The 25,752-nt window shown below is 72.4% G+C and carries 24 protein-coding genes; 17 read left to right on the top strand and 7 right to left on the bottom strand.

The window, feature by feature from the left end:
- Genes ABR738_RS19550 through ABR738_RS19570 form a run of 5 tightly spaced genes read left to right on the top strand, consistent with a single transcriptional unit; the run spans position 1 to position 4,331 of the window.
- Positions 1–1,248 (top strand): ATP-grasp domain-containing protein, encoded by a 1,248-nt coding sequence (locus ABR738_RS19550; RefSeq protein WP_350231273.1) that lies wholly within the window; start codon positions 1–3, stop codon positions 1,246–1,248.
- Complete coding sequence (locus ABR738_RS19555; RefSeq protein WP_350231274.1) at positions 1,241–1,942, top strand: HAD family hydrolase; 702 nt, start codon at positions 1,241–1,243, stop codon at positions 1,940–1,942. Before ABR738_RS19550 ends, ABR738_RS19555 begins: the two co-directional genes overlap by 8 nt.
- A complete protein-coding gene (locus ABR738_RS19560) occupies positions 1,939–3,072 on the top strand; it encodes a hypothetical protein (protein ID WP_350231275.1) in 1,134 nt (377 codons plus the stop codon). The genes ABR738_RS19555 and ABR738_RS19560 overlap by 4 nt, the downstream gene beginning before the upstream one ends.
- A 52-nt stretch (positions 3,073–3,124) precedes the next feature.
- Complete coding sequence (locus ABR738_RS19565; RefSeq protein ID WP_350231276.1) at positions 3,125–3,313, top strand: hypothetical protein; 189 nt, start codon at positions 3,125–3,127, stop codon at positions 3,311–3,313.
- A gap of 7 nt (positions 3,314–3,320) precedes the next feature.
- Positions 3,321–4,331: an NAD-dependent epimerase/dehydratase family protein gene (locus tag ABR738_RS19570; RefSeq protein ID WP_350231277.1), complete on the top strand. Its 1,011-nt coding sequence runs from the start codon at positions 3,321–3,323 to the stop codon at positions 4,329–4,331.
- 116 nt (positions 4,332–4,447) lie between these two features.
- On the opposite strand, the gene arsB is transcribed toward ABR738_RS19570, so the two are convergent.
- Both arsB and ABR738_RS19580 read right to left on the bottom strand, forming a co-directional pair.
- Positions 4,448–5,530: an ACR3 family arsenite efflux transporter gene (arsB, locus tag ABR738_RS19575; protein WP_350231278.1), complete on the bottom strand. Its 1,083-nt coding sequence runs from the start codon at positions 5,528–5,530 to the stop codon at positions 4,448–4,450.
- A complete protein-coding gene (locus ABR738_RS19580; RefSeq protein ID WP_350231279.1) occupies positions 5,527–5,835 on the bottom strand; it encodes an ArsR/SmtB family transcription factor in 309 nt (102 codons plus the stop codon). The genes arsB and ABR738_RS19580 overlap by 4 nt, the downstream gene beginning before the upstream one ends.
- Positions 5,836–6,000: 165 nt before the next feature.
- On the opposite strand from ABR738_RS19580, the gene ABR738_RS19585 reads away from it, so the two are divergent.
- Positions 6,001–6,405 (top strand): arsenate reductase ArsC, encoded by a 405-nt coding sequence (locus tag ABR738_RS19585; protein WP_350231280.1) that lies wholly within the window; start codon positions 6,001–6,003, stop codon positions 6,403–6,405.
- On the opposite strand, the gene ABR738_RS19590 is transcribed toward ABR738_RS19585, so the two are convergent.
- On the bottom strand, positions 6,395–7,342 hold the full coding sequence (locus ABR738_RS19590) for a LysR family transcriptional regulator (protein WP_350231281.1): 948 nt from the start codon (positions 7,340–7,342) through the stop codon (positions 6,395–6,397). The two genes, ABR738_RS19585 and ABR738_RS19590, sit on opposite strands and share 11 nt — an antisense overlap.
- Positions 7,343–7,526: 184 nt before the next feature.
- On the bottom strand, positions 7,527–8,381 hold the full coding sequence (locus ABR738_RS19595; protein ID WP_350231282.1) for an MFS transporter: 855 nt from the start codon (positions 8,379–8,381) through the stop codon (positions 7,527–7,529).
- A gap of 37 nt (positions 8,382–8,418) precedes the next feature.
- Here ABR738_RS19595 and ABR738_RS19600 point away from each other — a divergent pair, with 37 nt between their 5' ends.
- On the top strand, positions 8,419–10,053 hold the full coding sequence (locus ABR738_RS19600) for a PucR family transcriptional regulator (protein WP_350231283.1): 1,635 nt from the start codon (positions 8,419–8,421) through the stop codon (positions 10,051–10,053).
- A 491-nt stretch (positions 10,054–10,544) separates the two neighbouring features.
- Here ABR738_RS19600 and ABR738_RS19605 read toward each other — a convergent pair whose 3' ends face one another.
- Positions 10,545–10,925 (bottom strand): hypothetical protein, encoded by a 381-nt coding sequence (locus ABR738_RS19605; protein ID WP_350231284.1) that lies wholly within the window; start codon positions 10,923–10,925, stop codon positions 10,545–10,547.
- A 267-nt stretch (positions 10,926–11,192) separates the two neighbouring features.
- On the opposite strand from ABR738_RS19605, the gene ABR738_RS19610 reads away from it, so the two are divergent.
- From ABR738_RS19610 to ABR738_RS19630, 5 genes are all read left to right on the top strand, one after another.
- Positions 11,193–12,275 carry a M20 family metallopeptidase gene (locus ABR738_RS19610; protein ID WP_350234656.1) on the top strand — a complete coding sequence of 361 codons (1,083 nt, stop codon included), beginning with the start codon at positions 11,193–11,195 and terminating at the stop codon, positions 12,273–12,275.
- Between the two features lie 38 nt (positions 12,276–12,313).
- Positions 12,314–13,117, top strand: a complete 804-nt coding sequence (locus ABR738_RS19615; protein ID WP_350231285.1) for a GNAT family N-acetyltransferase — start codon at positions 12,314–12,316, stop codon at positions 13,115–13,117.
- Between the two features lie 5 nt (positions 13,118–13,122).
- Complete coding sequence (gene menC, locus ABR738_RS19620) at positions 13,123–14,226, top strand: o-succinylbenzoate synthase (protein WP_350234657.1); 1,104 nt, start codon at positions 13,123–13,125, stop codon at positions 14,224–14,226.
- A 339-nt stretch (positions 14,227–14,565) separates the two neighbouring features.
- Complete coding sequence (locus ABR738_RS19625; RefSeq protein ID WP_350231286.1) at positions 14,566–15,576, top strand: ATP-binding cassette domain-containing protein; 1,011 nt, start codon at positions 14,566–14,568, stop codon at positions 15,574–15,576.
- Positions 15,573–16,367: an ABC transporter permease gene (locus ABR738_RS19630; protein WP_350231287.1), complete on the top strand. Its 795-nt coding sequence runs from the start codon at positions 15,573–15,575 to the stop codon at positions 16,365–16,367. The genes ABR738_RS19625 and ABR738_RS19630 overlap by 4 nt, the downstream gene beginning before the upstream one ends.
- Here the strand turns inward: ABR738_RS19630 and ABR738_RS19635 are convergent.
- The gene (locus ABR738_RS19635; RefSeq protein ID WP_350231288.1) at positions 16,345–19,500 is read right to left on the bottom strand and encodes an ATP-binding protein; all 3,156 of its coding nucleotides are present in this window, start codon (positions 19,498–19,500) and stop codon (positions 16,345–16,347) included. The genes ABR738_RS19630 and ABR738_RS19635 overlap by 23 nt on opposite strands.
- A 377-nt stretch (positions 19,501–19,877) precedes the next feature.
- Between ABR738_RS19635 and ABR738_RS19640 the strand changes: the two genes are divergently transcribed.
- From ABR738_RS19640 to ABR738_RS19655, 4 genes are all read left to right on the top strand, one after another.
- Complete coding sequence (locus ABR738_RS19640; RefSeq protein WP_350231289.1) at positions 19,878–20,081, top strand: cold-shock protein; 204 nt, start codon at positions 19,878–19,880, stop codon at positions 20,079–20,081.
- Between the two features lie 395 nt (positions 20,082–20,476).
- Complete coding sequence (locus ABR738_RS19645; protein WP_350231290.1) at positions 20,477–20,785, top strand: SCO5918 family protein; 309 nt, start codon at positions 20,477–20,479, stop codon at positions 20,783–20,785.
- 153 nt (positions 20,786–20,938) lie between these two features.
- Positions 20,939–21,271, top strand: coding sequence for a MerR family transcriptional regulator (locus ABR738_RS19650; RefSeq protein ID WP_350231291.1), 333 nt, complete (start codon positions 20,939–20,941; stop codon positions 21,269–21,271).
- A gap of 437 nt (positions 21,272–21,708) precedes the next feature.
- Complete coding sequence (locus ABR738_RS19655; protein ID WP_350234658.1) at positions 21,709–22,584, top strand: AraC family transcriptional regulator; 876 nt, start codon at positions 21,709–21,711, stop codon at positions 22,582–22,584.
- Positions 22,585–22,688: 104 nt separating this feature from the next.
- Here the strand turns inward: ABR738_RS19655 and ABR738_RS19660 are convergent, their stop codons facing one another.
- Positions 22,689–24,023: a helix-turn-helix domain-containing protein gene (locus tag ABR738_RS19660; protein ID WP_350231292.1), complete on the bottom strand. Its 1,335-nt coding sequence runs from the start codon at positions 24,021–24,023 to the stop codon at positions 22,689–22,691.
- A 137-nt stretch (positions 24,024–24,160) separates the two neighbouring features.
- Between ABR738_RS19660 and ABR738_RS19665 the strand changes: the two genes are divergently transcribed.
- Complete coding sequence (locus ABR738_RS19665; RefSeq protein ID WP_350231293.1) at positions 24,161–25,738, top strand: UDP-glucose dehydrogenase family protein; 1,578 nt, start codon at positions 24,161–24,163, stop codon at positions 25,736–25,738.
- Positions 25,739–25,752 lie beyond the last annotated feature (14 nt).

Consider the following 25,752-nt stretch of genomic DNA (forward strand, 5'->3'; position numbering starts at 1 on the left):
ATGAGTGACAAGCCGGTGCTTCTCGTCGTCTACGACGCGGGGAGCCTCGCGCCGACCCGGCTGGCGGAAGCCGCCCGGGACAACGGCTGCTCGCTGGTGTTCGTGACGGCCGGCACCGACCACGCGCGGGAGATGATCCCCACGCTGGAGACGGTGGGCACCGTGGTGGACGCACAGGTCCGCACCGAGGCCGAACTCGTGGACGCGCTGCGCGCGTTCGCCCCGGCGGGCATCATCACCTTCAGCGAGTTCCAGATCGCCACGACCGTCCGGCTCGCCGACGCACTCGGCCTGCGCTATCACCGGCCCGCCGACGTCGAGGCGATCACGCACAAGGACCTCCAGCGCGTCCGCTTCGCCGAGGCGGGCGTCGACAGCGTCCGCTTTCGCACGATCACCGGGCCCGAGCAGGCCGACGACGCGCTCGCGTACGTCGGGCTGCCGGCCATCATCAAGCCCGTGATCGGCGCGTCGAGCCGCAACACTCAGGCCGTCACGACGCCCGAGGAGTGCCGCACGGCCGTCGCCGCGATGTTCTCCGGTGAGGGCGACGGCCCCGTCGAGAGCGCCGTGATGCTGGAGGAGTTGCTGGTCGGCCGGGAGGTCCCGGCGCCGTGGGGCGACTACATCGCGGTGGACTGCGTCGCCGACGGCGACGACGTACGCCCGGTCTTCGTCACCAGCAAGTTCGCGCTGGCCGAGCCGTTTCGCGAACGCGGCGGCTACGGCGGCTTCTCCGTCGTCCCCGAGGACGAGGAGCGCGCCGTGCGCGACCTGGCGTGCCGCGCGGTGCGCGCCCTGAACATCCACGGCGTCGCCGACGTCGAGATCAAACTGACCGCCCAGGGCCCTCGGGTCATCGAGGTCAACGGCCGCCTCGGCGCCTGGGTCGACGACCTCGCAGTCCGCTCGGGCACCAGCGACCCCGCGTACGTCGCGGTCGCCGCCGCGCTCGGCCGCCCCTACGAGACCCCCGAGATCAAGAAGGACGGCCCGATCGCCTTCCACTACCTGATCGTGCCGCCCGTCGGCGCCCGCACGGTGAAGTCGATCAGGAACGTCTCCGCCCTGCGCCGGCTGGCGAACGTGGAGCGCGTCACCGTGCTCACCGAGCCGGGCGCGGCGGCGGACTGGCGCATCGGCGCGCGCGGCAACACGGCGGCCGTCATCGGCTCCGCCGCGAACCACCTGGAACTGGCCGCGACCGTCGCCGCCATCGAGAACGTGGACTGGATCACCTATGAGTGAGTTCGTCATCTTCGACCTGGACGGCGTCCTGGTCGACACCCAGGACGCCGAGAACGGCGGGCTCGCGTACATCGGCGAGCTGATGGGGCTTCACCTGGCCAAGGAGCAGCGGGACGAGCTCTTCTCGGGAAAGAAGATGCAGGAGTGCATCGACTTGATGGAGGAGATCTCCGGATCCGCGCCGCCCGCCGACGCCATGGCGCGCGCCCGCGCCAAGTGCGATGAGCTGATCGGCTCCTGGCTCGAACCCATCGAGGGGGTCGCGTACGCCCTGGAGCAGCTGGGCTCCGTGGCGGGCACCGGCATGTGCGTCGCCTCCAACAGCCCGCCGGAGATCATCGCGGACCGCCTGGGCAAGTCCGGCATCCTGCACCACTTCGAGGGCCGGCTGTTCTCGGCGTACGACGTCCAGGCATGGAAGCCCGACCCGCGCCTGTTCCTGTGGGCGGCCGCCGAGTGCGGCGCCGACATCGAGGACTGCGTCGTCGTCGAGGACAGCCCGGTCGGCGTGGACGCCGCGCTCGCCGCCGGCATGCGGGTCCTCCAGTACACCGCCGATCCGTCCGTCCCCGCGCACCGCGACGGCGCCCACGCCTTCAGCGCGATGCGGGAGTTGCCCGGCCTCATCCGCGACGCGCACCGGCTCACCGGCCGTTCCTCGCTCGCCACCGCCCACCTCGGAGGTACCTCGTGAACCAGCCCCGCAAGATCATGGTCCTCGGCGCAGGCGACATCGGCCGCCGCGCCTTCCACGAGCTCGCCCACAGCGCGGCCGACCGGCATGTCCAACTCGTCGGCCGGGACGAGGAAGTGGTGCTGCGCGCCGCCAACCTGACCCGCTTCTGCGCGGTGCAGCGCGGTTACGCCCCCACCGTCAGCCACGCCGTCACGGACCTGACGGACGTGGCGCGCACCGCCGAGCGCATCGCGGCCTTCGCGCCCGACATCATCTTCCTCGCCGCCAGCTACCAGTCGTGGTGGGTCATCTCCACCCTCGAACCGGCCGCCTTCCAGCGCGTGTACGCCGCCAACTACGGCCCGTGGCTGCCGATGCACCTCGTCCCGGTGATGAAGGCCATGGAGGCCGTCAGGCTCTCCGGCACGCAGGCCGTCGTCGTCAACGCCGCCTACCCGGACGCCGTGCACCCCGCGCTCGCCGCGATCGGCCTTTCGCCCGACATCGGCATCGGCAACGTCGCCAACAACGTCCCCGGCATCACCGCCGCCGTCGCCGACGAGCTCGGCCGCAGCACGGCGGACGTGGACGTGCGGCTCGTCGCCCATCATTACGTCTCGCACCGCCTGTCGCGCCACGGCAACAGCGGCCCCGCCGCCATGGGCCTCGGCATCCGGGTCGACGGCCGTGACATCACCGCGGAGCTGGACGTCGAGGCGCTGCTGAACCGGCTGCCCGGCCAGTACCGTCGCACCGGCGGCATGCCGGGGCAGACCATGACGGCCGCCTCGGCCCTCAGCGTCCTTGAGCCGCTGGCCGACGGGCGCGACGCCATCGTCCACGCGCCCGGCGCGGGCGGCGCGCTCGGGGGGTTCCCGGTGGCGATCGAGGGCGGCAAGTTCCGGCCCGCGCTGCCGGACGGGATGACGGAGGAGGAGGCCCACGCCATCAACGTCTCCGGTCAGATCCAGGACGGCATCAGCGAGATACGCCCGGACGGCACCGTCGTGTTCGAGCCGGCCGCCATGGCGATCATGACCAAGGAACTCGGGTACGAGTGCCCCGAGATGAAACTGTCGGAGGCGGAGGGCCGCGCCCGGGAGATCGGCGAACGGTTCGCGGCGTACCGCGCCCGGACGGCGGGATGACGGCAACGGGCGGCGGGATGACGGCGGCCGACGGCAGGATGACGGCGACCGGATGACGGCGACCGGCGGCCAGCAGACAACCACCGACACGGCGACCGGCGCCCGGCCCGCCACCCCCGACGCCGCGATCGGAGGCCGGCACACCACTCCGGGCACCGCGACCGGCGCCCGGCCCACCACCCCCGACACCACCACCATCACCATCACCATCACCACCACCACCACCACGAAGAAGGCGTAGGGAAGCTGTGAAGCTGTTGCTGCTCGGCGGTACCGACTTCGGCGGCCGCGCGGTCGCCGAGGCCGCGCGCGACCGGGGCTGGGAGGTCACCGTCTTCCACCGGGGCGAACACCCGGCGCCGGACGGTGTGCGCGTCCTGCACGGGGACCGCACCGCTCCCGACGGGCTCGCCGCCCTCGCCACCGGCGAGTGGGACGCGGTCGTCGACACCTGGTCGGGCGGCCCGGCCCCCGTGCGCGACGCGGCCCGTCTGCTGGCCGGCCGGGTCGGCCGCTGTGTGTTCGTCTCCAGCCGCTCGGTGTACGCGTGGCCCGCACCGGCGGACCTCGACGAGGACGGCCCGCTGGCGGCGGGCGACCCCGACGCCGACGCGACGGAGTACCCGGCGGACAAACGCGGCGCGGAGCTGGCCGTCCTGCGCGAGTTCGGCGAGAAGCGCACCCTGATCGCCCGCGCCGGGCTCATCCTCGGCCCGCGCGAGACGCCCGGCCGCCTGACCTGGTGGCTGGAGCGCGTCGCCCGGGGCGGCAGGGTGCTCGCCCCCGGGCCGCGCGACACCCCGCTCCAGTACGTCGACGCCCGCGACCTCGCGGCGTGGGTGCTCGACGCCCTGGAGGCGGGTCTGCACGGCGCGTACAACATGGTCGGTCCGCAGGGCCACACCACGATGGGCGGCCTCCTCGACGCCTGCGTGCACGTCACCGGGTCGGACGCCGAGCTGTGCTGGCTGTCGCCCGAGGCCGTCGAGGCGGCCGGCGTCGAGGCGTGGAGCGAGCTGCCGATCTGGGCGCCGCCGGGCAGCGAGCTGCACGCGGCGCTGCACGCGGGCGACGTGTCCCGGGCGCTGGCGTCCGGCCTGCGCTGCCGTCCGGTCCTGGACACGGTGCGGGACACCTGGGCCTGGCGGCAGTCACTGCCGGCCGACAGCCAACCCCCGCTCGCCGACGGGATTTCGGCCGAGAAAGAGGCGCGGGCACTGGCGGACGCGACCACGGGATCCGGTCCGGCCGGCGCCTGAGGGCGGCCCGGACACGGACACGGGTGCGGGTGCGGGTGCGGGTACGGGTGCGGGCGCCCCCCGTGCCCGGCCCGGGCCCGAGAGGGCGGCCCGGACACGGTCGACGCGGCCCGGTTTCAGGCCGCCGCGCCAAACCGCCGGCGCCAGGCCAGTGACACGTACACGAGCGCCACCAGGACCGGGACCTCGATCAGTGGGCCGACCACGCCGGACAGGGCCTGTCCGCTGGTGACGCCGAAGGTGGCGATGGCGACCGCGATGGCCAGTTCGAAGTTGTTGCCCGCGGCGGTGAAGGCGAGGGTCGCGGTCCGGGCGTAGGTCAGGCCGATCGCCCTGCCGAGGCCGAAGGCGCCGAACCACATGAGCGCGAAGTAGGCGAGCAGCGGAAGCGCGATGCGGAGCACGTCCAGCGGCCGGGAGGTGATGGTCCCGCCCTGGAGGGCGAAGAGGACGACGATCGTGAAGAGCAGACCGTACAGCGCCCAAGGGCCGATCCTGGGAAGGAAGTCGGCCTCGTAACGCGTGCGGCCGAGCCTCTTCTCGCCGACGCGGCGGGTGAGGAAGCCGGCGAGCAGGGGGACGCCGAGGAAGACGACGACGTTGAGAGCGATCTTCCCCACGGAGATGTCGAGGTGCCGTCCGTCACCGAGGCCGAGCCACCCCGGCAGCAGGTCCAGGTAGAACCAGCCGAGCAGGCCGAACGCCAGGACCTGGAACACCGAGTTGAGCGCCACGAGCACGGCGGCGGCCTCGCGGTCACCGCAGGCCAGGTCGTTCCAGATGATGACCATGGCGATGCAGCGGGCCAGGCCGACGATGATCAGGCCGGTGCGGTACTCGGGCAGGTCGGCCAGGAAGATCCAGGCCAGGGCGAACATGACAGCCGGGCCGAGCACCCAGTTGATGACCAGGGAGGACACCATCAGCTTCCGGTCGCCGGTCACCGCGTCGAGCTTGTCGTAACGGACCTTGGCGAGCACCGGATACATCATGATCAGCAGCCCGACGGCGATCGGGAGCGAGACGCCGCCGATCTCGACCGCGGCCAGCGCGTCGTTCAGGCCCGGGACCGCGCGGCCGAGGCCGAGGCCCAGCGCCATGGCCAGGAGGATCCACACGGCGAGGAAGCGGTCGAGCGTCGACAGCTTCGCGACGACCGAGGCCTCCTGGGGAGTCGAGGGCGTTTCGGTACGGCTCACGGGCAGGCCCTCTTGGTGTCGGCGTGGGTACGGGCGGTCTCGGCCAGGCCGGAGAACTGACCGGCGAGCTCGGCGATGACGTCGGCCTTGAGCCGGTAGTAGGTGAAACGGCCGCACGGTTCGGTCTCCACGACGCCCGCCTCCCGGAGCACCTTCAGGTGGTTGGAGAGGTTGGTCTGTCTGGCCCCGGTCTCCTCCACGAGGTGGGTGGTGCACAGCGTCTCGCGGGCGAGCAGGGTCACGATCCGGAGCCTGAGCGGGTCCGCGAGCACCCGGATCAGGTCAGCGTCGACTGACGTCATCATGGACTGATACTGTCACATCAGCAGGGAATGACGTCAGCGGGCCCTGATGCCGCAGGGAGCCGGTGCCCGCCGGGAGCCGATGCCCGCCGCGAGCTCCACCGCGAGCCCTGCCGCGAAACCTGTCGTGCGATCTGCCGCGAAACCTGTCGTGAAAAGAGACCCGCCATGTCCGACAAGCCGTCCGTGCTGTTCGTCTGCGTCCACAACGCGGGCCGTTCCCAGATGGCCGCCGCGTGGCTGGCGCACCTGGCCGGTGACCGCGTCGAGGTCCGTTCGGCGGGCTCGGCGCCGGGCCGGGAGGTCAACCCCGCCGCCGTCGCCGCGATGGCGGAGGTCGGCGTGGACATCTCCACCGCTACCCCCAAGATCCTCACCGTGGACGCGGTCAAGGAGTCGGACGTCTGCGTCACCATGGGCTGCGGCGACACCTGCCCGGTCTTCCCCGGCAAGCGCTACCTGGACTGGCAGCTGGCGGACCCGGCCGGCCAAGGCGTCGAGGCGGTCCGTCCGATCCGCGACGAGATCAAGGCCCTGGTCGAGGGCCTGCTCGCAGAAATCGTCACCGCGTAGCCACCTCCCCCTCCGCCTTCCCCTCCCTCTCCGCCTTCCCCTCCCCCGTCACCTTGCGGCGGACCTCCTCGCACGCCGCCGTGAGGAACGCCAGGCGCTCCGGCTCGGCGTTCTCGCGCAGGGCCAGGGACATGCGGCTGGTGATGGGGTCCCCGGCGAGGGGGAGCAGCGCGATCCGGCGGGAGGAGACCGAGTTGACGGTCGTCGGGTAAATCACGGTCCAGCCGGCTGTGCCCGCTCCGATGCCGCCCAGGGTGTCCTGGAGCCCGGTGGAGGGCGGACCGAAGTCCGGTTCGAAGCCCGCCGTGCGGCACGCGGCGACGACCGTGTCGTACAGGACCGCGTTCTCCTCGCGCGGGGCGATGCGCAGGGGCAGCGCGGCCAGGTCGCTCAGGTCGAGCCGGTCGCGCGCGGCCAGCGGGTGCGAGGCGGGCAGCGCGACCACCAACGGGTCGTCCCAGAGGGGGAGGAGCCGCAGGCCCGGGGCGGCTTCGACGCCTCGTACGAAAGCCGCGTCCAGGCGCCCGGCGCGTACGTCCTCCAACCGGGTGTGCGCGTCCAGGGTCTGGAACTCGAAGGGGGTATCGGCGCCGTGGCGCGGCAGCGCGTCAAGGAAGTCGTCCAGGCGCCGGCCAAGGGCGGAGCTGATGCCGACGCGGAACGTGGCCGCGCTGCGCGTCGCCATGCGCCTGGCCTTGATGGTGAAGGAGTCCAGCGCCGCCAGCAGTTCGCGGCCCTCCGGCAGCAGGGCCCGGCCGAACGGGGTGAGCGTGACGGTGCGGCCGGAGCGGTCGAAGAGCTGCGCGCCCAGCTCTCGTTCGAGACGGCGCACCTGCTGGCTGACGGCCGGCTGGCCGATGTGCAGGCGCTCGGCGGCCCGGCCGAAATGCAGCTCGTCGGCGACGGCGACGAAGTACTGGATCTGGCGCAATTCCACGGGGCCCCCTGGCGCTGAGGGCGATCCCTTCTCCAGCAAGCGCGACGGTCCCGCCCGGGGCCGGGGCCGCCACGAACGTGCGCATCCTCGCACACCGGCCGGGCCGGGGCTTTGGGTGCTCCGAGTGCTCCGGGTGTACCGGGTGTACCGGCTGCTCCGGCTGCTACGAGTGCGGACGAAACCGCTAGCGCCGCGCCACCGTGGTCTTCTGCGGAGCGCTCGGCCGCACGCCCTCGCCCTCCCCGCCCCCGCGCGCGTCCCCGTTCGCGTCCCCGTTCGCGTCCCCGCGCGCCGCCAGGGAGAGGAACAGGGCGAAGGCCGCTATGCCCACCCCCGCCGCGCCCAGGACGAACCAGCCGAGGGCGTACGGATCGCCTGCGGGCAACCGGCTGGACAGGAAGATGCCCAGCGACGCGGCCAACAGTTGCAGCGCGCCCATCAGTCCCGACGCCGCCCCCGCCGTCGTACGGAACGTCGTCACGCCCGCGCTCATCGACAGCGGCAGCAGGAAACCGTTGCCGTAGGTCATCACCGGCATGAAGACCAGGACCAGCAGACCCCACGGCGCGCCCGCCCCGCTCAGCCCGAGGCCCAGCATCATCAGCGCGCCGAGCAGGAAGAATCCGTGGCCCACCCACAGGAGTTGGTTGACCGGCCGCTTGCGGGCCAGGGCGCGCGAGGTGAGGTTGCCCGCCACGTAGGCGATCGAGACGGTGATGTAGCAGTAGCTCGTGGTCTCGGTGGCCAGGCCCATCTTCTCGAAGATCAGCGGGGAGGCGGCGAGGTAGCCGAAGTAACCTCCGTACGCCACCGCCAAGTTGAGGGTGTACGCCCAGAACAGGCGACACGGGGTCTGGGGCGGAGCCCCAAGGAGTTCGGCTGCGGACCGTGGTCGCTCCTCGCGCAGCTCCCCGCGCCCCTGGCGGGGTCGGCGCTGGCCCGCATGGGCATAGTCAGCCGTGCCGCTGAGCCGTCCGGAGTGTTCGTACCGGCGTACGGACCCGGCGGCGTAACCTCGTACGCGGCCACGAACCCGCACCCCAGTGACCCCCTAACCTGCGGAGATGATCCCGCACATGTCGACGCCCCCCGCCCGCAGCCTGAGCCGGGTGCTCGAAGATCTCGGCCCCACCCTCCTCGATCTGCTGCACGGCGATCCACGGGCGCCGGGCGAGCTCGGCGGCGTCGGCATCCACGATCCTCACGACGAGCAGCACTACCCGGAGCGGGCCATCGTGCTCGGGGTCGGCGTGCACGGCGGCGACGAGATCCGCCGGCTCCTGCGCGAACTCGGACGGCTCGGCGCCGCCGCGCTCGTGGTGCGCGGCCCCGTCGAGGACGACGCCACCCTGGAGGCCGCGGCAACCGATTCCGGCGTCGCCCTGCTCTCCTTGACCCGGGGCGCGTCCTGGGCCCAACTCGCCGCCATGCTGCGGACGTTGCTGGCCGAGGGAGACGTCGGAGGCGCCGGCAAGCAGACCCTGGGCGGGGTGCCGTCGGGCGACCTGTTCGCGCTGGCCAACGCGATCGCCACGCTCCTTGACGCCCCCATCACCATCGAGGACCGCCGCTCACGCATCCTCGCCTTCTCCGGCCGCCAGGACGAGGCGGACACCGCCCGCGTGGCCAGCATCCTGGCCCGCCGGGTGCCCGAGCGGTATCTGCGCATCCACGAGGAGCACGGCGTCTTCAAGGAGCTGTACCGCAGCCAGAAGCCGGTGCACATTCCGCCGCCGACGCTCGGGGACGAGGTCGCGCTGCCCCGGGTGGCGATCGCGGTGCGGGCCGGGGACGAGATCCTGGGCTCGGTCTGGGCGGCGGTGCGCGGCCCCCTCACCCCCGAGCGGGAGGAGGCGTTCCAGGAGGCCGCCAAGCTGGTGGCCCTGCACATGCTGCGCTTGCGCGCCGGCACCGACGCCGAGTACCGGCTGCGCGCCGACCTGGTGACCACCGCGCTCGAAGGCGGGGCGGGCGCGGTCGAGGCGCTGGGCCGGCTCGGGCTCGCCCACGGACCCCTCCTGGTCATGGCGCTGGGCCTGCCCCCGCGTACGGACGCCGACCACGCGCGGGTCACCGCCGAACGCCAGCGTCTGGCGAGCGCGCTCGCCGTCCACCTGAGCGCCGTGCGTCCGCGCTCCGCCGTCGCGCTGCTCGGGGACGTCGCGTACGCCCTCTTCCCCGTCCCGGGCGGGACGGCGACCGCGCGCGAGCGGGCCGTGCAGGTGGCCTCGAACTTCCTGGAGCGCACCGGTGACCGCACGGGCGCCGTCATCGGCATCGGTTCCCTGGCCCCCGAACCCGCGGCCCTCGCCCGCTCACGCGCCAACGCCGACCGGGCGCTGCGCGTGCTGACGGCCGGCCCGGGTGCCCGCAGGGTCGCCGCGATCGGGGACGTCCACATCGACGCGCTCCTGATCGAGATGCGCGACCTCGCCGCCGCCAACCGCGATGAACTGTCCGACTCCCTCGCCCAGTTGGTGGCGTACGACCGGCGCCACAACGCCCACCTCGTGGAGACGCTGCGGGCGTGGCTCGACGCCTTAGGCGATGCGATCACCGCGTCGGCGAGCGTCTTCGTGCACCCCAACACCTTCCGCTACCGCGTCCGCCGGGTCGCCGAGGTCGGCGGACTCGACCTGGGCGACCCCGTCGCGCGGTTCGCCGCGATGCTGGAGCTGCGCCTGATGGGCCTGTACGACAGCGAGACCTGACGGACGTAAACGGCCCCACCCCTCAGACCCCACCGGCCGGCATCCTCGGCCCCGGGCCGCGCCCAACGGCTTCAGCGCCCCATCCACCACGTCCCCGCGACACCTCCGGCTGACATGACCAGCGCGAGGAGCCATCCGGGGACTCGCTGGATGATCAAGTGCAGTCCCCCGCAGCGGAGTTCGAACTGAGGCGGCTCACGACGAGATGGCGCAGACGACATGGCGGACTCCTTGACGACGGCAGGACTGTGCCCTTGCCGCTCGGCCTTCCTGCCGGGCCGAACGGACCATGACCGTCCCTACGTACGCATGGATCGAGGCACGGAGGCACATGAGGGGCGCATGGCTGTTTCCCTTGGCCCCACCTCACACCACGGCCGGCGCGTCGGACCATCCCGCACACCCTGGCGAACCCTGGCGCATACCGATGTACCGGGCCGGATGCGGTCAGCGGCGGAAGGCCGTTCCGCAAGGCCCTTCCGCCGGAGGGGTCAGCGGAGGCGGTCCGGGGAGGGGAATCGCGTGATCTGTTCGTCGAGCCAGGTGTAGATCTCCAGGCAGGACAGGTACCCGGCATGGGCGAAGACCAGCAACCCGCCGACGGGCTGCCCGTCGGCGTCGACGACCTCGGCCTCGGCTACGACGGGACCATCGGTGACGAGCGCGGCGGGCGCCAGGGCTTCGTCCAGGCCGAGATCCATGGTGGCGCAGGAGCACGTGCAGTGCCCGGTCACCCGCAGATGCGGGATCTGTGCCCGCAGGGCGCGATGAACAGGGTCGTCGCGCTTGAGCAGTGCCTCAAGGAGCTCGACTGCTTCCGCCGGGACTCGATCACCGGTCGTGCCGGCTTCCATGTCGTGCATGTCGTGCATGTCGTGACCTGACCATCCGACCGTGTGAACGTCAAACGGGAATCCCAGCCCGCCCGGCGCCCGCGGCGGCCCGCTCTTCGTCCCACGCTACGAATCCGCTCCCGATGCCGTGGCCCACGCACCAACTCCGCGTCCCGCGGCGTGCTTAGCGTGGCGGACAGCCCACCTCTGGAGGACCCCGTGCCGGCCGACCCCGTACCCCGCCCCGTACCCCGCCCCGCGTCGCCGTCGCCCTCGCCGTCGTCGCCCCTGCCGTCGCTCGACGCCATGCTCGCCGACCTCGAAACCCTCGTGACGTGCGAGTCCTACTCCGCCGACCTCGCCGCCGTGGCCCGCAGCGCCCAGGTCGTGGCCGAGCAGGGCGCCCGGCTGCTGGGCGCGCGGCCGCAGCCCCTGGTCAGCGGGGGCGTGAGCCATCTGCGGTGGAGCTTCGGTACGCCGCGCGTCCTGCTGCTTGGCCACCACGACACGGTGTGGCCGACGGGCACCCTCAAGACGCACCCGTTCTCGGTGCGCGAGGGCGAGGCCCGGGGGCCCGGCGTCTTCGACATGAAGGCGGGCCTGGTGCAGATGTTCCACGCGCTCACCCTGCTGCCGTCCCTCGACGGTGTCTGCGTCCTGGTCACCGGCGACGAGGAGGTCGGTTCGGACACCTCCCGCGCCCTCATCGAGGAGACGGCGCGCGCCTGCCGCGCCGCGCTCGTCCTGGAGGCGTCGGCCGCCGGCGGCGCGCTCAAGACCGTACGCAAGGGTGTCTCGCACTACGAACTCACCGTCCACGGCCGCGCCGCCCACTCCGGGCTCGAACCCGAGAAAGGCGTCAACGCGGCCACCGAACTCGCCCACCAGCTCCTGGCGTTGGGGGCGATGAGCGACACGGTCACCACCCGCACCGGACCGGGCACCACCATCACGCCCACCGTGATGTCGGCCGGCACCACCACCAACACCGTGCCGGCACGGGCCGAGCTCAGCGTGGACGTCCGCGTGCCGAGCCCGGTGGCGCAGGACACCGTCGACGAGCTGATGCACGCCCTCACGCCGCGCCACCCGGACGCCCGGCTGCACGTGACCGGCGGGACCAACCGCCCGCCCCTGGACGCCGAGAGCTCCCGCGACCTGTTCGCGCTCGCGCAGGAGGTGGCGGCCCGCGCGGGGCTCGGCGCGCTCCAGGAGGCGGCCGTCGGCGGCGCGTCCGACGGCAACTACACGGCAGGCGTGGGCTGCCCCACCCTGGACGGGCTCGGCGCCGTCGGCGACGGCGCGCACGCCGACCACGAACATGTGGTGACGGCCGCGATGGCGCCCCGCGCCCAGCTGCTCGCGGGCCTGGTCGGAGCACTCCTGTGAACGGTCGGAACACTCCTGTGAGCGGTCGGATCACTCCCGTGAACGGCCCGGAGGTACGCGAGCTGCACGGCATGGCGCAGTTCGAAGCCGTCAGTCTGCTGTACGCCGGCATCTGGGGCACGCCGCCCGAGCAGGCCCCGATGTCCGCCGAGGTCATGCGGGCGCTGTCCCACGCCGGGAACTACGTGGCGGGCGCCTACGAGGGAGACCGGCTCGTGGGGGCGGCCGTCGCCTTCTTCGGCGAACCGCTCGGCACCACCATGCACTCCCACATCACGGGCGCCCTGCCCGGTCTGGGCGCGGGCCTCGCCCTCAAGATGCACCAGCGCCAGTGGGCCCTGACCCGGGGCCTCAAGCGCATCACGTGGACCTACGATCCCCTCATCCGCCGCAACGCCCACTTCAACCTCACCAAACTGGGCGCCCGGCCCGAGGAGTACCTGCGCTCCTTCTACGGCGCGATGGACGACGCCATCAACGGCGGCGACGAGTCCGACCGGGTCCTGGCCTCCTGGGACCTGTCCGCGCCGCCGCCCGCCCCCGGCGACCCGGGAATCGCGCGCCCCGAGGGCGCCGTCCACGCCGTACGCGACCGCGAAGGCCTGCCCGAACTGGCCGGCTTGGACGCCGAGTACGTACTCGTTGACCTGCCCGCCGACGTCGAGGCCCTGCGCCGCACCGACCCGGCGGCGGCCGGGGCCTGGCGCCGCGCCGTGCGTGGCGCCCTCGGCGTCCTGCTCGACGAGGGCGCCCAGGTCCTCGGTCTGCACGGCCGGCGCAGCTATGTGATCCACCGCCGCCCCCGCACCAGCATCACCCCGACCACCAGGGAGACCCCGTGACCAAGTTGAAGATCTCCGGCGTCGAGCTTCGCCGGATCGCGATGCCGCTCGTCGCGCCGTTCCGCACCTCCTTCGGCGTCGAGGCGAGCCGCGACGTCCTGCTCGTCCGCGTCGTCACGGCGGACGGCGAGGGGTGGGGGGAGTGCGCCGCGATGTCCGAGCCGCGCTACTGCTCGGAGTACGTCGACGGGGCCCAGGACGTGCTGCGCAGGTTCCTCGTCCCGGCGCTGCCCAAGGACGGTGTGGACGCCGCCGGGGTGGGCCGCGCCCTCGAACCCTTCACCGGCCACCACATGGCCAAATCGGCGTTGGAGAGCGCCGTCCTCGACGCCCAACTGCGCGCTGCGGGCGAGTCGTTCGGCTCCTACCTCGGCGCCGCGCGCGACCGGGTGCCGTGCGGGGTCTCGGTGGGCATCATGGACTCCGTACCCGAACTCCTCGACGCCGTCGAAGGCTATGTCGCCGAGGGCTATGTCCGTATCAAGCTGAAGATCGAGCCCGGCTGGGACGTCGAGCCCGTCCGCGCGGTGCGCGAGCGCTTCGGGGACGACCTGCTGCTCCAGGTGGACGCCAACGCCGCGTACACGCTGGTGGATGCCCAACACCTGGGCAGGCTGGACGAGTTCGGGCTCCTGCTCATCGAGCAGCCCCTCGCCAACGACGACTTCGTCCAGCACGCCCAGCTCGCGCGGCTGCTGCGTACGCCCATCTGTCTGGACGAGTCCATCGAATCGGCGGCGCACGCGGCGGCCGCCATCTCGCTGGGCTCCTGCTCGGTCATCAACATCAAGCCCGCCCGCGTCGGGGGCTACCTGGAGGCGCGCCGCATCCACGATCTGGCCCGCGCCCACGGCGTCCCGGTCTGGTGCGGCGGCATGCTGGAGACCGGGATCGGGCGCGCCGCCAATGTCGCGCTCGCGGCGCTGCCCGGGTTCACGCTGCCCGGGGACACGTCGGGCTCCCGCCGGTACTTCGCCACCGACATCACCGAGCCGTTCGTCCTGGCGGACGGCCACCTCGATGTGCCGACGGGGGCCGGCCTCGGGGTGCGGCCCCTCCCGGACATCCTGACGGAGGTAACCACATCCAGGGAATGGCTCCCCCTGTAACCCGGACCAACACGGACCCCTCCGGGGGGCGTGGGGAACTGCACGCAGCCGGTTCCCCTGGGGCTCCGCCCCAGACCCCGTTCGGCCTGAACGGCCTCGTCCTCAATCGCCGGACGGGCTGACTATGCCCATGCGGGCCAGCACAAGCCCTACCCCCGGACGGGGGCTGAAGTTCCCGGTCCGGGCCAGCGCCGAGTAGTCAGGGGCGCGGGGAACTGCGCAAACAGCTACGCACGGGCCCGCGCCCGGACGACCCGCTCCCCCGGCCGGCCAGCGCTGAGGGGGCGGTGAAACCGGGTTGAAACCGGGTTGAAGCGGCCGGGGCGCACGCTCTGCGGCATGACGACAACGACCTCACCACTCGCCATCGCGGCCACCGGCCTCCGCAAGGCCTACGGCGACAAGACCGTCCTGGACGGCATCGACCTCACCGTGCCGGCCGGCACCGTCTTCTCCCTCCTCGGCCCCAACGGCGCGGGCAAGACCACCGCCGTGCAGATCCTCTCCACCCTGATCGGCGCGGACGCCGGCGAGATCCGCGTCGCCGGCCACGACGTGGCCACCCACGCCCAGGCCGTCCGCGCCGCGATCGGCGTCACCGGCCAGTTCTCGGCGGTGGACAACCTGATCACCGGCGAGGAGAACATGCTCCTCATGGCCGACCTGCACCACCTCTCGCGCCGCGAAGGCCACCGCGTCGCCAACGAACTGCTCGAACGGTTCGACCTCGTCGAGGCCGCGAAGAAGCCCGCCTCCACCTACTCCGGCGGCATGCGCCGACGGCTCGACATCGCGATGACACTCGTCGGCAGCCCCCGGATCATCTTTCTCGACGAGCCGACCACCGGCCTCGACCCGCGCAGCCGGCACACCATGTGGAACATCATCCGCGGCCTCGTCGCGGACGGCGTGACCGTCTTCCTCACCACGCAGTACCTGGACGAGGCCGACCAACTCGCCGACCGCATCGCCGTGTTGAACGGCGGCAAGCTCGTCGCCCAGGGCAGCGCGAGCGAGCTGAAGCGGCTGGTGCCCGGCGGCCACGTACGGCTCAGGTTCGACGACCCGACGGCGTACGAGAGCGCCGCGGCGAGCCTGCGCGGGGCGGTCCGCGACGACGATTCGCTCTCCCTGACCGTCCCGAGCGACGGCAGCCAGCGCGAGCTGCGCGCCCTCCTGGACCGGCTGGACGCCGCCGCCGTCGAGGCCGACGAACTCACCGTGCACACGCCCGACCTCGACGACGTGTTCTTCGCCCTGACCAGCCACCCCGCCGACAGCGCCACCGCCCCGGCCGCTGCCGCCGCCGCCACCATCATCACCACCACCCACAAGGAGAACGTCCGATGAGCTCCCTCTCCCTCGCCCTGCGTGACTCCTCCACCATGCTGCGCCGCAACCTGCTGCACGCCAGGCGCTACCCCTCGCTCACCCTGAACCTGCTGCTCACGCCGGTCATGCTGCTGCTGCTCTTCGTCTACATCTTCGGCGACACCATGAGCATGGGCGTGGGCGGCGGCGGCCCCGACCGCGCCAAGTACATCGCCTACATCGTGCCCGGGCTGCTCCTGATGACCATCGGCTCCACCGTGGTCGGCACCGCCATCTCGGTCTCCAACGACATGACCGAGGGCATCATGGCCCGCTTCCGCACGATGGCGATCCACCGGGGCTCCGTGCTGATCGGGCACGTCGTCGGCAGCGTCCTGCGGTCAATCCTGAGCGTGGTCCTCGTCGGCGCCGTCGGCGTGGCCATCGGCTTCCGTTCCACCGACGCCACCGCCTTGGAATGGTTCGCGGCGTTCGGGCTGCTCGTGCTCTTCGCCACCGCGCTCACCTGGATCTCCGTCGGCATGGGCCTTGTCAGCCCCAACGCGGAGGCCGCCAGCAACAACGCGATGCCCCTGATCCTGCTGCCGCTGCTGTCCAGCGCCTTCGTGCCGCTGCACTCGATGCCCGGCTGGTTCCAGCCCGTCGCGCAGTACCAGCCGTTCACCCCCGCCATCGAGACCCTGCGCGGACTGCTCCTGGGCACCGGCATCGGCAACAACGGCTGGCTCGCCGTCGCCTGGTGCCTCGCCCTGACCGTGCTCGGCTACTTCTGGTCGAAGGCCTCGTTCAACCGCGAGCCCCAGCGCTGATGGCGCGCAGCTCCACCGAGGCGGCCGCCTCCAGCTCCGGGCGCCCCAGGGCGGCGTACTCCGACACCGCGTCGGCGTACGCCGCCCCGGCGGCGTCCTCGGCCCACTGCCGGATCCCGGCGGCGGACATCGTGGGGAAGTCCCGGTGCACCCGCATCCGTTCGGCGAGCGCGAGCAGGCGGACGCCCGCGCGCTCACCCCGGGCGAGCTCGGCCAGACCGATGGCGAGCAGCATCGTGCCGGACACCGGCAGCTCGACGGGGCTTGACTCATCGGGCGAGCGGGCCAGCAACTCCGCCGCCTGGGCGCGCAGTTCGGCCGCGACGTCCGCCACCTGATCGAGCCGTCCGTGCCGGGCGTGCGCGGCCACCGCGGTCGACTGGATCTGCATCGCCCAGGTCGCCACGAACGGGTCGTCGGGGTAGAGCGCGTCCGCCTCGCGCAACTGCGCCACCGCCGTACGCCACAGCCCGAGCCCCTCCTCGGTCGCCCCCCTGAGCAGGGCTATCTCCGCGCGGGAGCCCAGCTCCGCGCTGAAGGCCTGGGCCGGCTCCGGCGGCTTTTCCAGGGCCGCGAGCTCCAGCCAGTGTTCCGCCTCGTCGATCTCGCCGCGTTGCAGACACGCGAGCACCAGCGCCCAGCGCACCCCCGTCATGTCGTACCAGCCGGCCGCGTCGGCCCAGTCCCCGGTCCGCTCCAGGACGTCGAGGGCCGCTCGCAGATGCCGGTACGCCTCCTCGCCGCGCTCGGCCTGGAGACACAGCTCGCTGATGCGGCCGTGGCCCAGCATCTCGGTGGCCGGGTTGCCCAGCGAGGTCAGGGCGTCAAGGCCGCGCCGGGCCGACTCCAGCGCGCGGTCCACGTCACGCTCGTACTCCCACACATAGCTGGCGAAGCACTCGGCGACGCCGGAGAGCAGCGGGTTGGGCGATTCGCACAGCTCTCGCAGCGCCGTGTAGTGCGGCGGGTGCACATCGGGCAGGGCGCACAGGACCACGCCGAGGGCCCGCATCAAGGTGTCGGGCTCGGCGGGCGGCAGCCGGCGCAGGGTCACCAACTCCCGTACGGCGTGGGGCCCGTGGCCCATGAACAGGCTGAGCGCACACACCACGGCGGCGCTGCGGGCGGGCTCGATGTCCTCGGGGTCCGGGTAAAAGTGCGAGAGCGGGTGCGCGGTGTCGGCGGCGAGGCCGGTCAGGCGGCTGTAGTTGGAGTCGGTGGCCCACAGCGAGGCGAGCACGGCGGTCAGGCCCGCCAGGGTGGGGCCGTCGTCGCGGGCCAGGGCGTGGCGCAGCGCCAGGGAGAGGTTGTCCTGCTCGGTGCGGGTCAGCTCCCACGAGCGCAGGGAGTCGGCGCTGAACAGCGCCTCGTGGTGGGCGCGCCCGAATTCCCGCGCCCAGGCGAGGAATCGGCCGATGACGGCCTCCTCCTCGCCGGCCTCGGACCGGCGGGCCGCGCTGAACTCGCGCACCGTCTCCAGCATGTGGAAACGCACACCCGACGCGGTGTCGGCGGCCTTGATCAGCGACTGGTCGGCCAGCTGCTCCAGGAGGAACAGGGCGTCCCCGCCGTCGAGGACGCGCTCGGCCGCGCTCTCGGTGAAGCCGCCGGGGAACACCGAGAGGGTCCCCAGGGCCGCCTGCGCGTCGGGCTCCAGCAGGTTCCAGCTCCACTCGACCACCGCGCGCAGGGTGCGGTGGCGCTCGGGCACGTCACGGCTGCCGCCGCGCAGCAGCGCGAACCGGTCGCCAAGACGCCGGGCGATCTCCGGCACGGACAGCACCCGCACCCGGGCCGCGGCCAGCTCGACGGCGAGCGGCAGCCCGTCCAGCTGGCGGCACAGCTCCCGCACCGCCCCCTCGTCGAGGTCCACGTCCGGCCGGGCCGCCCGGGCGCGCTGGCAGAACAGCTCGATGGTCGATACGAGGCCGAGCTCGGGCAGCGCGTACACCGACTCCGAGGTCAGGCCGAGCGGGGCGCGGCTGGTGGCGAGCACCCGCAGCTCCTTGGCGCGCGCCACCAGGGAACCGACCAGGTGGGCCGCCCCCCGGATGACGTGCTCGCAGTTGTCCAGGACGAGCAGCGCGGGCCCCGTCCCCAGGGCGCCGATGATGCCCGTGAGCAGCCCGTCGCCACCGGGCACGGGGCGTACGGCGCCGACCCCGAGCACCGACGCGACCTCCGACGCCACGTCGTCGTCGGCGGTGACGCCGGCCAGCGGCACGAAGTGCACCACCCGCTGCTCGGCCACCCGGCCGACCGCGTGGGCCAGACGCGTCTTGCCGAGCCCGCCCGGCCCGACGACGGTGGTGACGCGCGCCGCGCGCAACAGACCGGTGACGGCGGCGACGTCGGCGTCCCGGCCGAGCAGCGGATTGGGTTCGTGCAGCACGCCGTGGCGCACCAGGGGTGCCTCGCCCCGCAGCAACTCCGCGTGGACCGACGCGAGTTCGGCGCCCGGGTCGGCGCCGAGGGTGTCGCGCAGGGCGCGCCGGTAGGTGTCGTAGCGGGTGAGGGCCGCGGCGGGGCCCGTGGTGGCCGCCTCGCAGCGCAGCAGCTCCGCCAGGATCTCCTCGTCGCGGGGCAGTTCCCTGGCCAGGCGTACCAGCGGGCGCAGCGCGTCGGAGCGCCGGCCGAGCCGGGCCAGGGCGAGCGCCTTCGACCGTTCCAGGGTGCGGTACGCGGGTGAGCGCGCCAGGCGCAGCGCCGCGAGGGGGTCGTGCGGGTCCTCGGCACCGTCCACCACGCCGTCCCACAGCGCGAGCCCGGCCTCCGCCTCGGCGAGCGCCCGCTCGTGCTCACCGGCCCCGGCCCGCGCTTCGCTGGCCGCCGCGCGCAGCAGCAGCGCGGAGCTGTCGACCTGGTCCTCCGCCAGCGCGATGCGGTAGCCGGCCGGCGTGCTGGCGATCACGTCGGAGCCGAGCTGGGCCCGCACCCGCGAGACGAGCACCTGCACCGCCTTGCCGGGCCGCTCGGGCAGCTCCTCGCTCCACAGCCCCCGCACGAGCCGGCCGGTACTGCATCCGGCCCTGAGGTCCTCGGCGAGCAGGGCCAGGAGGCCGCGCAGCCGGGGCGCGGTCACCTCCTGCCCCCGGTAGGCGACACGCGTCAGCAAGGTCAACTCGGTGGTCACCCGTGCAGCGTAGTCAGCCCGGCACCCGGCGCCACCCCCTGATGCCTGATGGCCTGATGCCTGATGGCCTGATGCCTGATGGCCTGATGAAAAATATCTGTCACCGCCGCGAGAGAATTCGAAACGACGCCCCGTAAGGATTTCTTACGCGACTGGCGGAGCGGAATTATTGACCCGGCCCTCACGGGTGCACCGTGCTAGGGTCGTTATCAGTTGCAGTTGTGGTTCCCAAAACTTCGGGCCACCGTGTCGGCCTCTGCGCCGACAGGTGCTCTTTTGTATGTCCCGGTCTTCATATTCTCCGGGCGGGGTAATCATCGCAGTGACGCGGGGCCCGCACGGTGCGGGTTCCGGGAAATGCCCCGAAGGAGATTGACATGGCTGCCGGTACCGTGAAGTGGTTCAACGCGGAAAAGGGCTTCGGCTTCATCGAGCAGGAGGGTGGCGGCCCGGACGTGTTCGCCCACTACTCCAACATCTCGGCCCAGGGCTTCCGCGAGCTCCAGGAAGGCCAGAAGGTCAGCTTCGACATCGCGCAGGGTCAGAAGGGCCCGACGGCCGAGAACATCGTTCTGGCCTGACGCCACGCACCCGCCGCAGCTGGGGCCCGCACCTTGGGGTGCGGGCCCCAGCTCGTTGCGTTGGGGGCGCGTGCACGCGCCCCGGCCCGGGTTTTGGGCCTCGGGCGCCGAGCGGGTCGACAAGGGCCGGGGGTACGAGGGATTGCATAGTGTTCGGGACAGGCAAGGACAACACGCCGCCGCCGCTCCCCTTCCCCGCATTCCCCCGCCCATTCCCTCCCCTTCCTCGTCCCCTCCCCCTCTGCCTCTGCCTCTGCCGGGTAATCCAATCGCCGCACGCCCCTCTATTGCCGGGCCCGCGAATCACCTCTCCGCTTTCCCGCGATTCCCCGCACCTGCCCGGCCTTCCCCCTCTTCCCCCTGGGAATTCCTTCTCCCGCTCCCTGTGAGGCATCATGCGCTGTGTCATCGCCCGCTTCCCGTTCGATCTGACCAAGAGCGGGGTGGTGGCCTCCATGAAGGGCATCAAGCCCGAGCCCATCGTGGGTGAGTCGGTCCTCATCGGCCGCCGCCACTACCCGGTCAAGCAGGTCGGCGAGGTCATCACCCGCCAGGACCGCCGCGACTTCAGCGCGCAGGAGGTGAGCCGGGCGATGACCCGCCTCGGCTTCACCTGCCAGGCGCTGCCCCAGGCCGAGCCCGCCCGGGTCCTCACCCCGATGGAGGAGGCGTCCGCGCTGCTGGGCGTGTCCGCGCTCGCCTAGTCACCGCTGCCGGGCGCGTAAGCCCGCGCCACCCCGAGGGCCCCGCCGACACCGGTGAGGCCCTCGTCGTGTGCCCGATGGTGTTGAATTCTTCGGGACCCTGGTGGCGTACGGCATCCCCGGTCCCTCGACGCGTTCGCACAAAGAGGTGACATGACAGCGGATAGCCCCCTCAGCGGCCGGCTGGACGACGACGACTACCCCGCCTACACGATGGGCCGGGCGGCGGAGCTGATCGGGGCGAGCCCGGGGTTCCTGCGGGCCCTGGGCGAGGCCCGGCTCATCACGCCGCTGCGGTCGGAGGGCGGGCACCGGCGGTACTCCCGCTACCAGTTGAGGATCGCCGCGCGGGCGCGGGAGCTGGTGGACCAGGGCACCCCGGTGGAGGCGGCGTGCCGCATCGTCATCCTGGAGGACCAGCTGGAGGAGGCGCAGCGCCTCAACGCGGAGTACCGCGCGGCCACCAACCCCGACGCCCCTGTCTGACCCGGATTCGCGCGGCTCCCCGCGCCCCCGAGAGCTCCGTTCGCCTTCGGGTGCGGACCGTGCTGGGCTGGTCGCGCAGTTCCCCGCGCCCCTGGCGGCGTCGGTGCCGGCCCGCGCGGGCACCTCACCCCGGATACATCTGGGCCGCCATGGGAGGCCCCCTGGCCCTCAAGGCCTTGGGGGAGTTTGAGGACGAGGGCCGTTCAGGCCCGAACGGGGTCTGGGGCAGGGCCCCAGGGTCGTTGTCCCCCCGGAGGGTTCAGGGAAGGGGTGGGGAGGGGCCCACCGGGATCCTGGGCGAAGCCCCAGAAAGCCGCACCCGCGCCTTCGAGCGCACAAGGCCCCAGGGACCCGACTCGGCCGGGCAGGGAAAGTCGGGTGCGGGCCAGGGGGACGCTCCTAGCGTGGAACGCACAAGGAAGGAAGGGGGGCCCGACATGCTCAGGCGGCTCAACGACGCGCTGGACCACATCGAGGACCACCTCGACGGACACATCGACGTGGCGGAACTCGCCCGCATCGCGACGACATCGGAGTACCACCTGCGCCGGCTCTTCTCGGCGCTGGCCGGGATGCCCCTGTCGGAGTACGTGCGGCGCAGGCGGATGACGGTGGCCGGCGCGGAGGTGCTGGAGAGCCGGCGCACCCTGCTGGACGTCGCGGTGCGCTACGGCTACACGTCGGGTGAGGCGTTCGCCCGGGCGTTCCGTGCCGTGCACGGCGTCGGCCCCGGCGAGGCCCGCCGCACCGGCGCGGCCCTGAGGTCCCAGCCCCGTATGTCCTTCCGTCTCGTCATCGAAGGGAGCACCAGCATGCGGTACAGGGTGATGGAGAAGGACGCGTTCCACCTGGTGGGCAGGGTGGCGCGGGTGCCGCTCGTGCACGAGGGGGTGAACCCGGCGATCGCCGAATTCATCCAGGGCATCGGGCCCGACACGTCACTGCGGATCCACCATCTGTCCGACCAGGAGCCGGCCGGCATCGTCTCGGCCTGCGACGGCCTCGACCCCAGCCGGGCCGAAGGAACCGAATTCGACTACTGGCACGGCGCGTTGACGTCCGCCGAACCGCCCGAGGACCTGGACGCCCTGCCCGTGCCGGCCGGCACCTGGGCGGTCTTCGAGAGCACCGGCCCCTACCCGGCGGCGCTCCAGGAGATGTGGCGGGACGTGTTCACGCAGTGGTTCCCGTCCAACCCCTACCGCAGCCGCCCGGGCCCGGAAATCCTGCGCACCCGCCCGTCGGCGGTGGGCGAGACCACGGACGCGGTGCTGTGGATCCCGATCGAACGAGCGGGGTCCGAAGGGGCCTGAGCGCCTGACCCGGTCCGCGTCACAGTTCTGGACGGGTCCGGGGCGCGGGCCGACGAAGCGCACGCCAAAGCCGAGCACGCCCACACCGCGCCTGCCGGATGCCTTCAGTTCCGCAGCCCTGAGCGAGTGGCGAGCCCCCTGAGTTCCCCCGTCGTTCGCCCGGATACGAGGAGCCCCTGGATCATCGACTTCACGGCAGGCCGAGCGTGCGTCTCCTCCGGCGCGACACGTTCCGCGGCCAGCAGAGCGCGCACGCATTCGTCACGCCGCCCCCGCGCGGCATACGCGGTGGCGACGTCCGTGTAGTAGCGGGCACGGCGTTCCGCAGTGGGGAGTTCCTGGGGGGCCAGGGCCTGCGCGGCGGCGAGGGCGCGGCTGGGGTCGCCGGCAGAGTTCTCAGCGGAGATGAGGTGCAACTGAACGGTGGCGGAGCTGAATCCGCCACCGTGGTTGCGCAAGCGGGTCGTACTGCGCAGGGTGGTGGCGATGGCAGCGGCTTCCTTGGTGAGATCGCGCATGCCCTGGGCGTCGCCGCCACGGGCCGCGGTGTAGGCGGCGGACTGTACAAGCAGCCCGCGTTGCGCCGCCCCGTCGGAACCGGCGGCCCGCAGGCGTGGGTCGTCCGCCGCGGTGAGGGCCAGAGCCATGGCCTCATGTGCCCAGCCGGCGCGTCGGGCCAGGACCGCGAGTTGCCGGGCCGCCTCGGTGGACTGCATGACGTCGCCGTGGGCCTCGGCGTACTGCCAGGCCCGGTCGGCCGCCATCCACCCGAGCTGCTGCTCGTCCAGCTTGACGAGCATGCGTGTGGCCAGGATGTACGCCCCGGCGAGTTCCCGTTCCGCTCCCGCCCCCTGGGCGTGGCCGGCACGGATCGCGGCCGGAAGGCGGTGCGCGAGGCTGGTGTAGTCGCAGAGGTGGAAGGCGGCCAGCGCCCTGTCGAGTTCCGTCGCGGCCGGTGCCCGCACTGGTTCGGTCGGGGCGCTGATGCCGAGCATGGCGTCTCGGAGGCGGCTCGCGAGGACGGTTTCGATCGGGCCCTGTTCCTCACTGCCCGCCACCGGTAGAGGAATCCCGGTCGCGGCGGCGGCCGTCATGGCCAGCCCCGCCGCCAGCACGTTCCGCCGCGCGAACCCGTCCCCGTCGTCCTCATGCCCACGACCCGCCCGCGCTACGTGCAGGCGTGGCCAGCGGCTTGGCGTACCGGTAGGGCCGGAGCCTGCTGCGGCGAAAGGCTTGGGAGACAACCCCAGCTCGGCCGGGGCGATGCCGAGCGCTCTCGCGAACCGCCACAGCACGTTGACGTCAGTCAGCGGAGAGATCCCGCGCTCATAACGCGACACTTGGGCGGCCGAGTAGCCGGCGAGCTCGCCCAACTGGACCAAGGTCAGGCCGAGTCGCCTGCGGGCACGGCGTACGACGTCTCCGGCATCGGTCGTCATGTCCGGCTCCTGGTCCGTTGTTCACCATCGTGCCCGATATGGGCCCTGGGGCAGGGTGCACCTGTTTTTGCACCTCGTGCAAGGCCCTTTGCGGGCCGAGACAACGCTCTGTCGATAGCCGGGGCGGACGCGGTCTCATGAGAACACCGAGGAGCAGCGCGTCCCCGGTGCCGTGCTCGACAAGTACATCCGCCGGCACCGGCACGGATGCGGTGGCCGCCCTCAGCCAACTCTCCCACCCGGCCGCCCCACACAGGCAGACCGTCGCTCACCAGAGTTCGAGGAGACGACATGCAGTTTCCCGTCACAGTCATCGACCAGCTCGACGAGGACCAGCTTCGCAAGTGGCACGACTTCTACGGGGTGACCGCGGACCGCCCCCGCTTCGTGGAGGAGGGCATCTGGCGGCGCACCCAGCAGGAGGAGACCGCCGCCCACTCCGGCTGGACAGACGCAGGAGACGCCCGACGCCGCATCGTGCACTACTGGCACCAGTTCGGTCTCGTGGACACCGCCGCCGCGCCGTCGCTGGCCATGCAGCAGTTGTACCTCTACTCGCCCGCCACACCGCCAGTGGCCGGCTCCGCTTCACCACCGACGTCCGCGAGGCCGCCGACTTCGCCGAGCTGCACTTCATCGGCGTCGGCACCCCCATCGACGCCGACGGCCGCTCCTACGACACCGCGCAGGTATTCGGCGCGATCCGCCAGCTCGCCCCGCACCTCGACCGGCCGTGCACGATTGTCGGCAAGTCCCCCGTCGCTGTGGGCACCACCGCCCGGATCACCGACCTGGCCCAGCGCCTCGCCCCGGCCCGCGAGAAAGTCGACGTGGTGTGGAACCCCGAGTTCCTGCGCGAAGGCCACGCCGTCGAGGACACCCTGCGCCCGGACCGCCTGATCGCGGGTCTCACCACCGCCGAGGGTGAGAAGGCCATCCGTACGGTGTACGCCGGGATCATCGACGCGGGCGTACCGCTCTTCGTCACCGACCCGGCGACCGCCGAGCTGGCCAAGGGCGCCGCGAACACCTTCCTCGGCCTGAAGATCTCGTACATCAACGCGGTCGCGGACATGTGTGACGCGGCCGGTGCCGACATCTCCCAGATCGTGGACATCCTCGGCATCGATCCCCGCATCGGCGCCGGAGGCATGCGGCCGGGCATCGGCTACGGCGGCGGCTGTCTGCCCAAGGACGTGCGCGCCTTCACCGCCTCCGCCCGACACCTGGGCGCCGACCAAGCCGCGGCCCTTCTGCGCGCCGCCGAGGTGATCAACGAGCAGCGCACGGCCGTCGCCCTCGACCTCATCACCCACGCCCTGGGCGACCGCCCCATCAAGGGCGCCCAGGTCACCGTGTGGGGCGCGGCGTTCAAGCCGGGCACCAACGACGTCCGCGAGTCCCCGGCCCTCGCACTGGCCCACGCCCTTCAGCAGGCCGGTGCCCGTGTCACCGTGCACGATCCGCAGGCCGTACCCACTGCGATGATCCGCAACCCCGAACTCGACTACAGCGACGACCTGTCGAGCGCCCTGGACGGCGCCGACCTCGTCGTCCTGGCCACCGAATGGCCCGAGTACCGCGACGCCGACCCCCACGCCTTGGTGAACCGTCCCCGTACTCCCGTGCTCGTCGACTGCCGTACGACCCTCGACGCCGCCGACTGGCGTGCGGCGGGCTGGACCGTCCACCAGCTCGGCCGGCCCGGGAGATAGACCGGGCCCCAGGC

The sequence above is a fragment of the Streptomyces sp. Edi4 genome (genome assembly GCF_040253615.1).
Taxonomy (GTDB): domain Bacteria; phylum Actinomycetota; class Actinomycetes; order Streptomycetales; family Streptomycetaceae; genus Streptomyces.

Coding starts and splice junctions, on each gene's coding strand:
- ABR738_RS19660 (WP_350231292.1), bottom strand. CDS start 24,023: ATGACGACCGATGCCGGAGACGTCGTACGCCGTGCCCGCAGGCGACTC.
- ABR738_RS19550 (WP_350231273.1), top strand. CDS start 1: ATGAGTGACAAGCCGGTGCTTCTCGTCGTCTACGACGCGGGGAGCCTC.
- ABR738_RS19645 (WP_350231290.1), top strand. CDS start 20,477: ATGCGCTGTGTCATCGCCCGCTTCCCGTTCGATCTGACCAAGAGCGGG.
- ABR738_RS19630 (WP_350231287.1), top strand. CDS start 15,573: ATGAGCTCCCTCTCCCTCGCCCTGCGTGACTCCTCCACCATGCTGCGC.
- ABR738_RS19600 (WP_350231283.1), top strand. CDS start 8,419: ATGTCGACGCCCCCCGCCCGCAGCCTGAGCCGGGTGCTCGAAGATCTC.
- ABR738_RS19640 (WP_350231289.1), top strand. CDS start 19,878: ATGGCTGCCGGTACCGTGAAGTGGTTCAACGCGGAAAAGGGCTTCGGC.
- ABR738_RS19610 (WP_350234656.1), top strand. CDS start 11,193: ATGCTCGCCGACCTCGAAACCCTCGTGACGTGCGAGTCCTACTCCGCC.
- ABR738_RS19650 (WP_350231291.1), top strand. CDS start 20,939: ATGACAGCGGATAGCCCCCTCAGCGGCCGGCTGGACGACGACGACTAC.
- ABR738_RS19565 (WP_350231276.1), top strand. CDS start 3,125: ATGACGGCGACCGGCGGCCAGCAGACAACCACCGACACGGCGACCGGC.
- ABR738_RS19625 (WP_350231286.1), top strand. CDS start 14,566: ATGACGACAACGACCTCACCACTCGCCATCGCGGCCACCGGCCTCCGC.
- ABR738_RS19605 (WP_350231284.1), bottom strand. CDS start 10,925: ATGCACGACATGCACGACATGGAAGCCGGCACGACCGGTGATCGAGTC.
- ABR738_RS19655 (WP_350234658.1), top strand. CDS start 21,709: ATGCTCAGGCGGCTCAACGACGCGCTGGACCACATCGAGGACCACCTC.
- ABR738_RS19665 (WP_350231293.1), top strand. CDS start 24,161: ATGAGAACACCGAGGAGCAGCGCGTCCCCGGTGCCGTGCTCGACAAGT.
- ABR738_RS19580 (WP_350231279.1), bottom strand. CDS start 5,835: ATGATGACGTCAGTCGACGCTGACCTGATCCGGGTGCTCGCGGACCCG.
- ABR738_RS19555 (WP_350231274.1), top strand. CDS start 1,241: ATGAGTGAGTTCGTCATCTTCGACCTGGACGGCGTCCTGGTCGACACC.
- ABR738_RS19585 (WP_350231280.1), top strand. CDS start 6,001: ATGTCCGACAAGCCGTCCGTGCTGTTCGTCTGCGTCCACAACGCGGGC.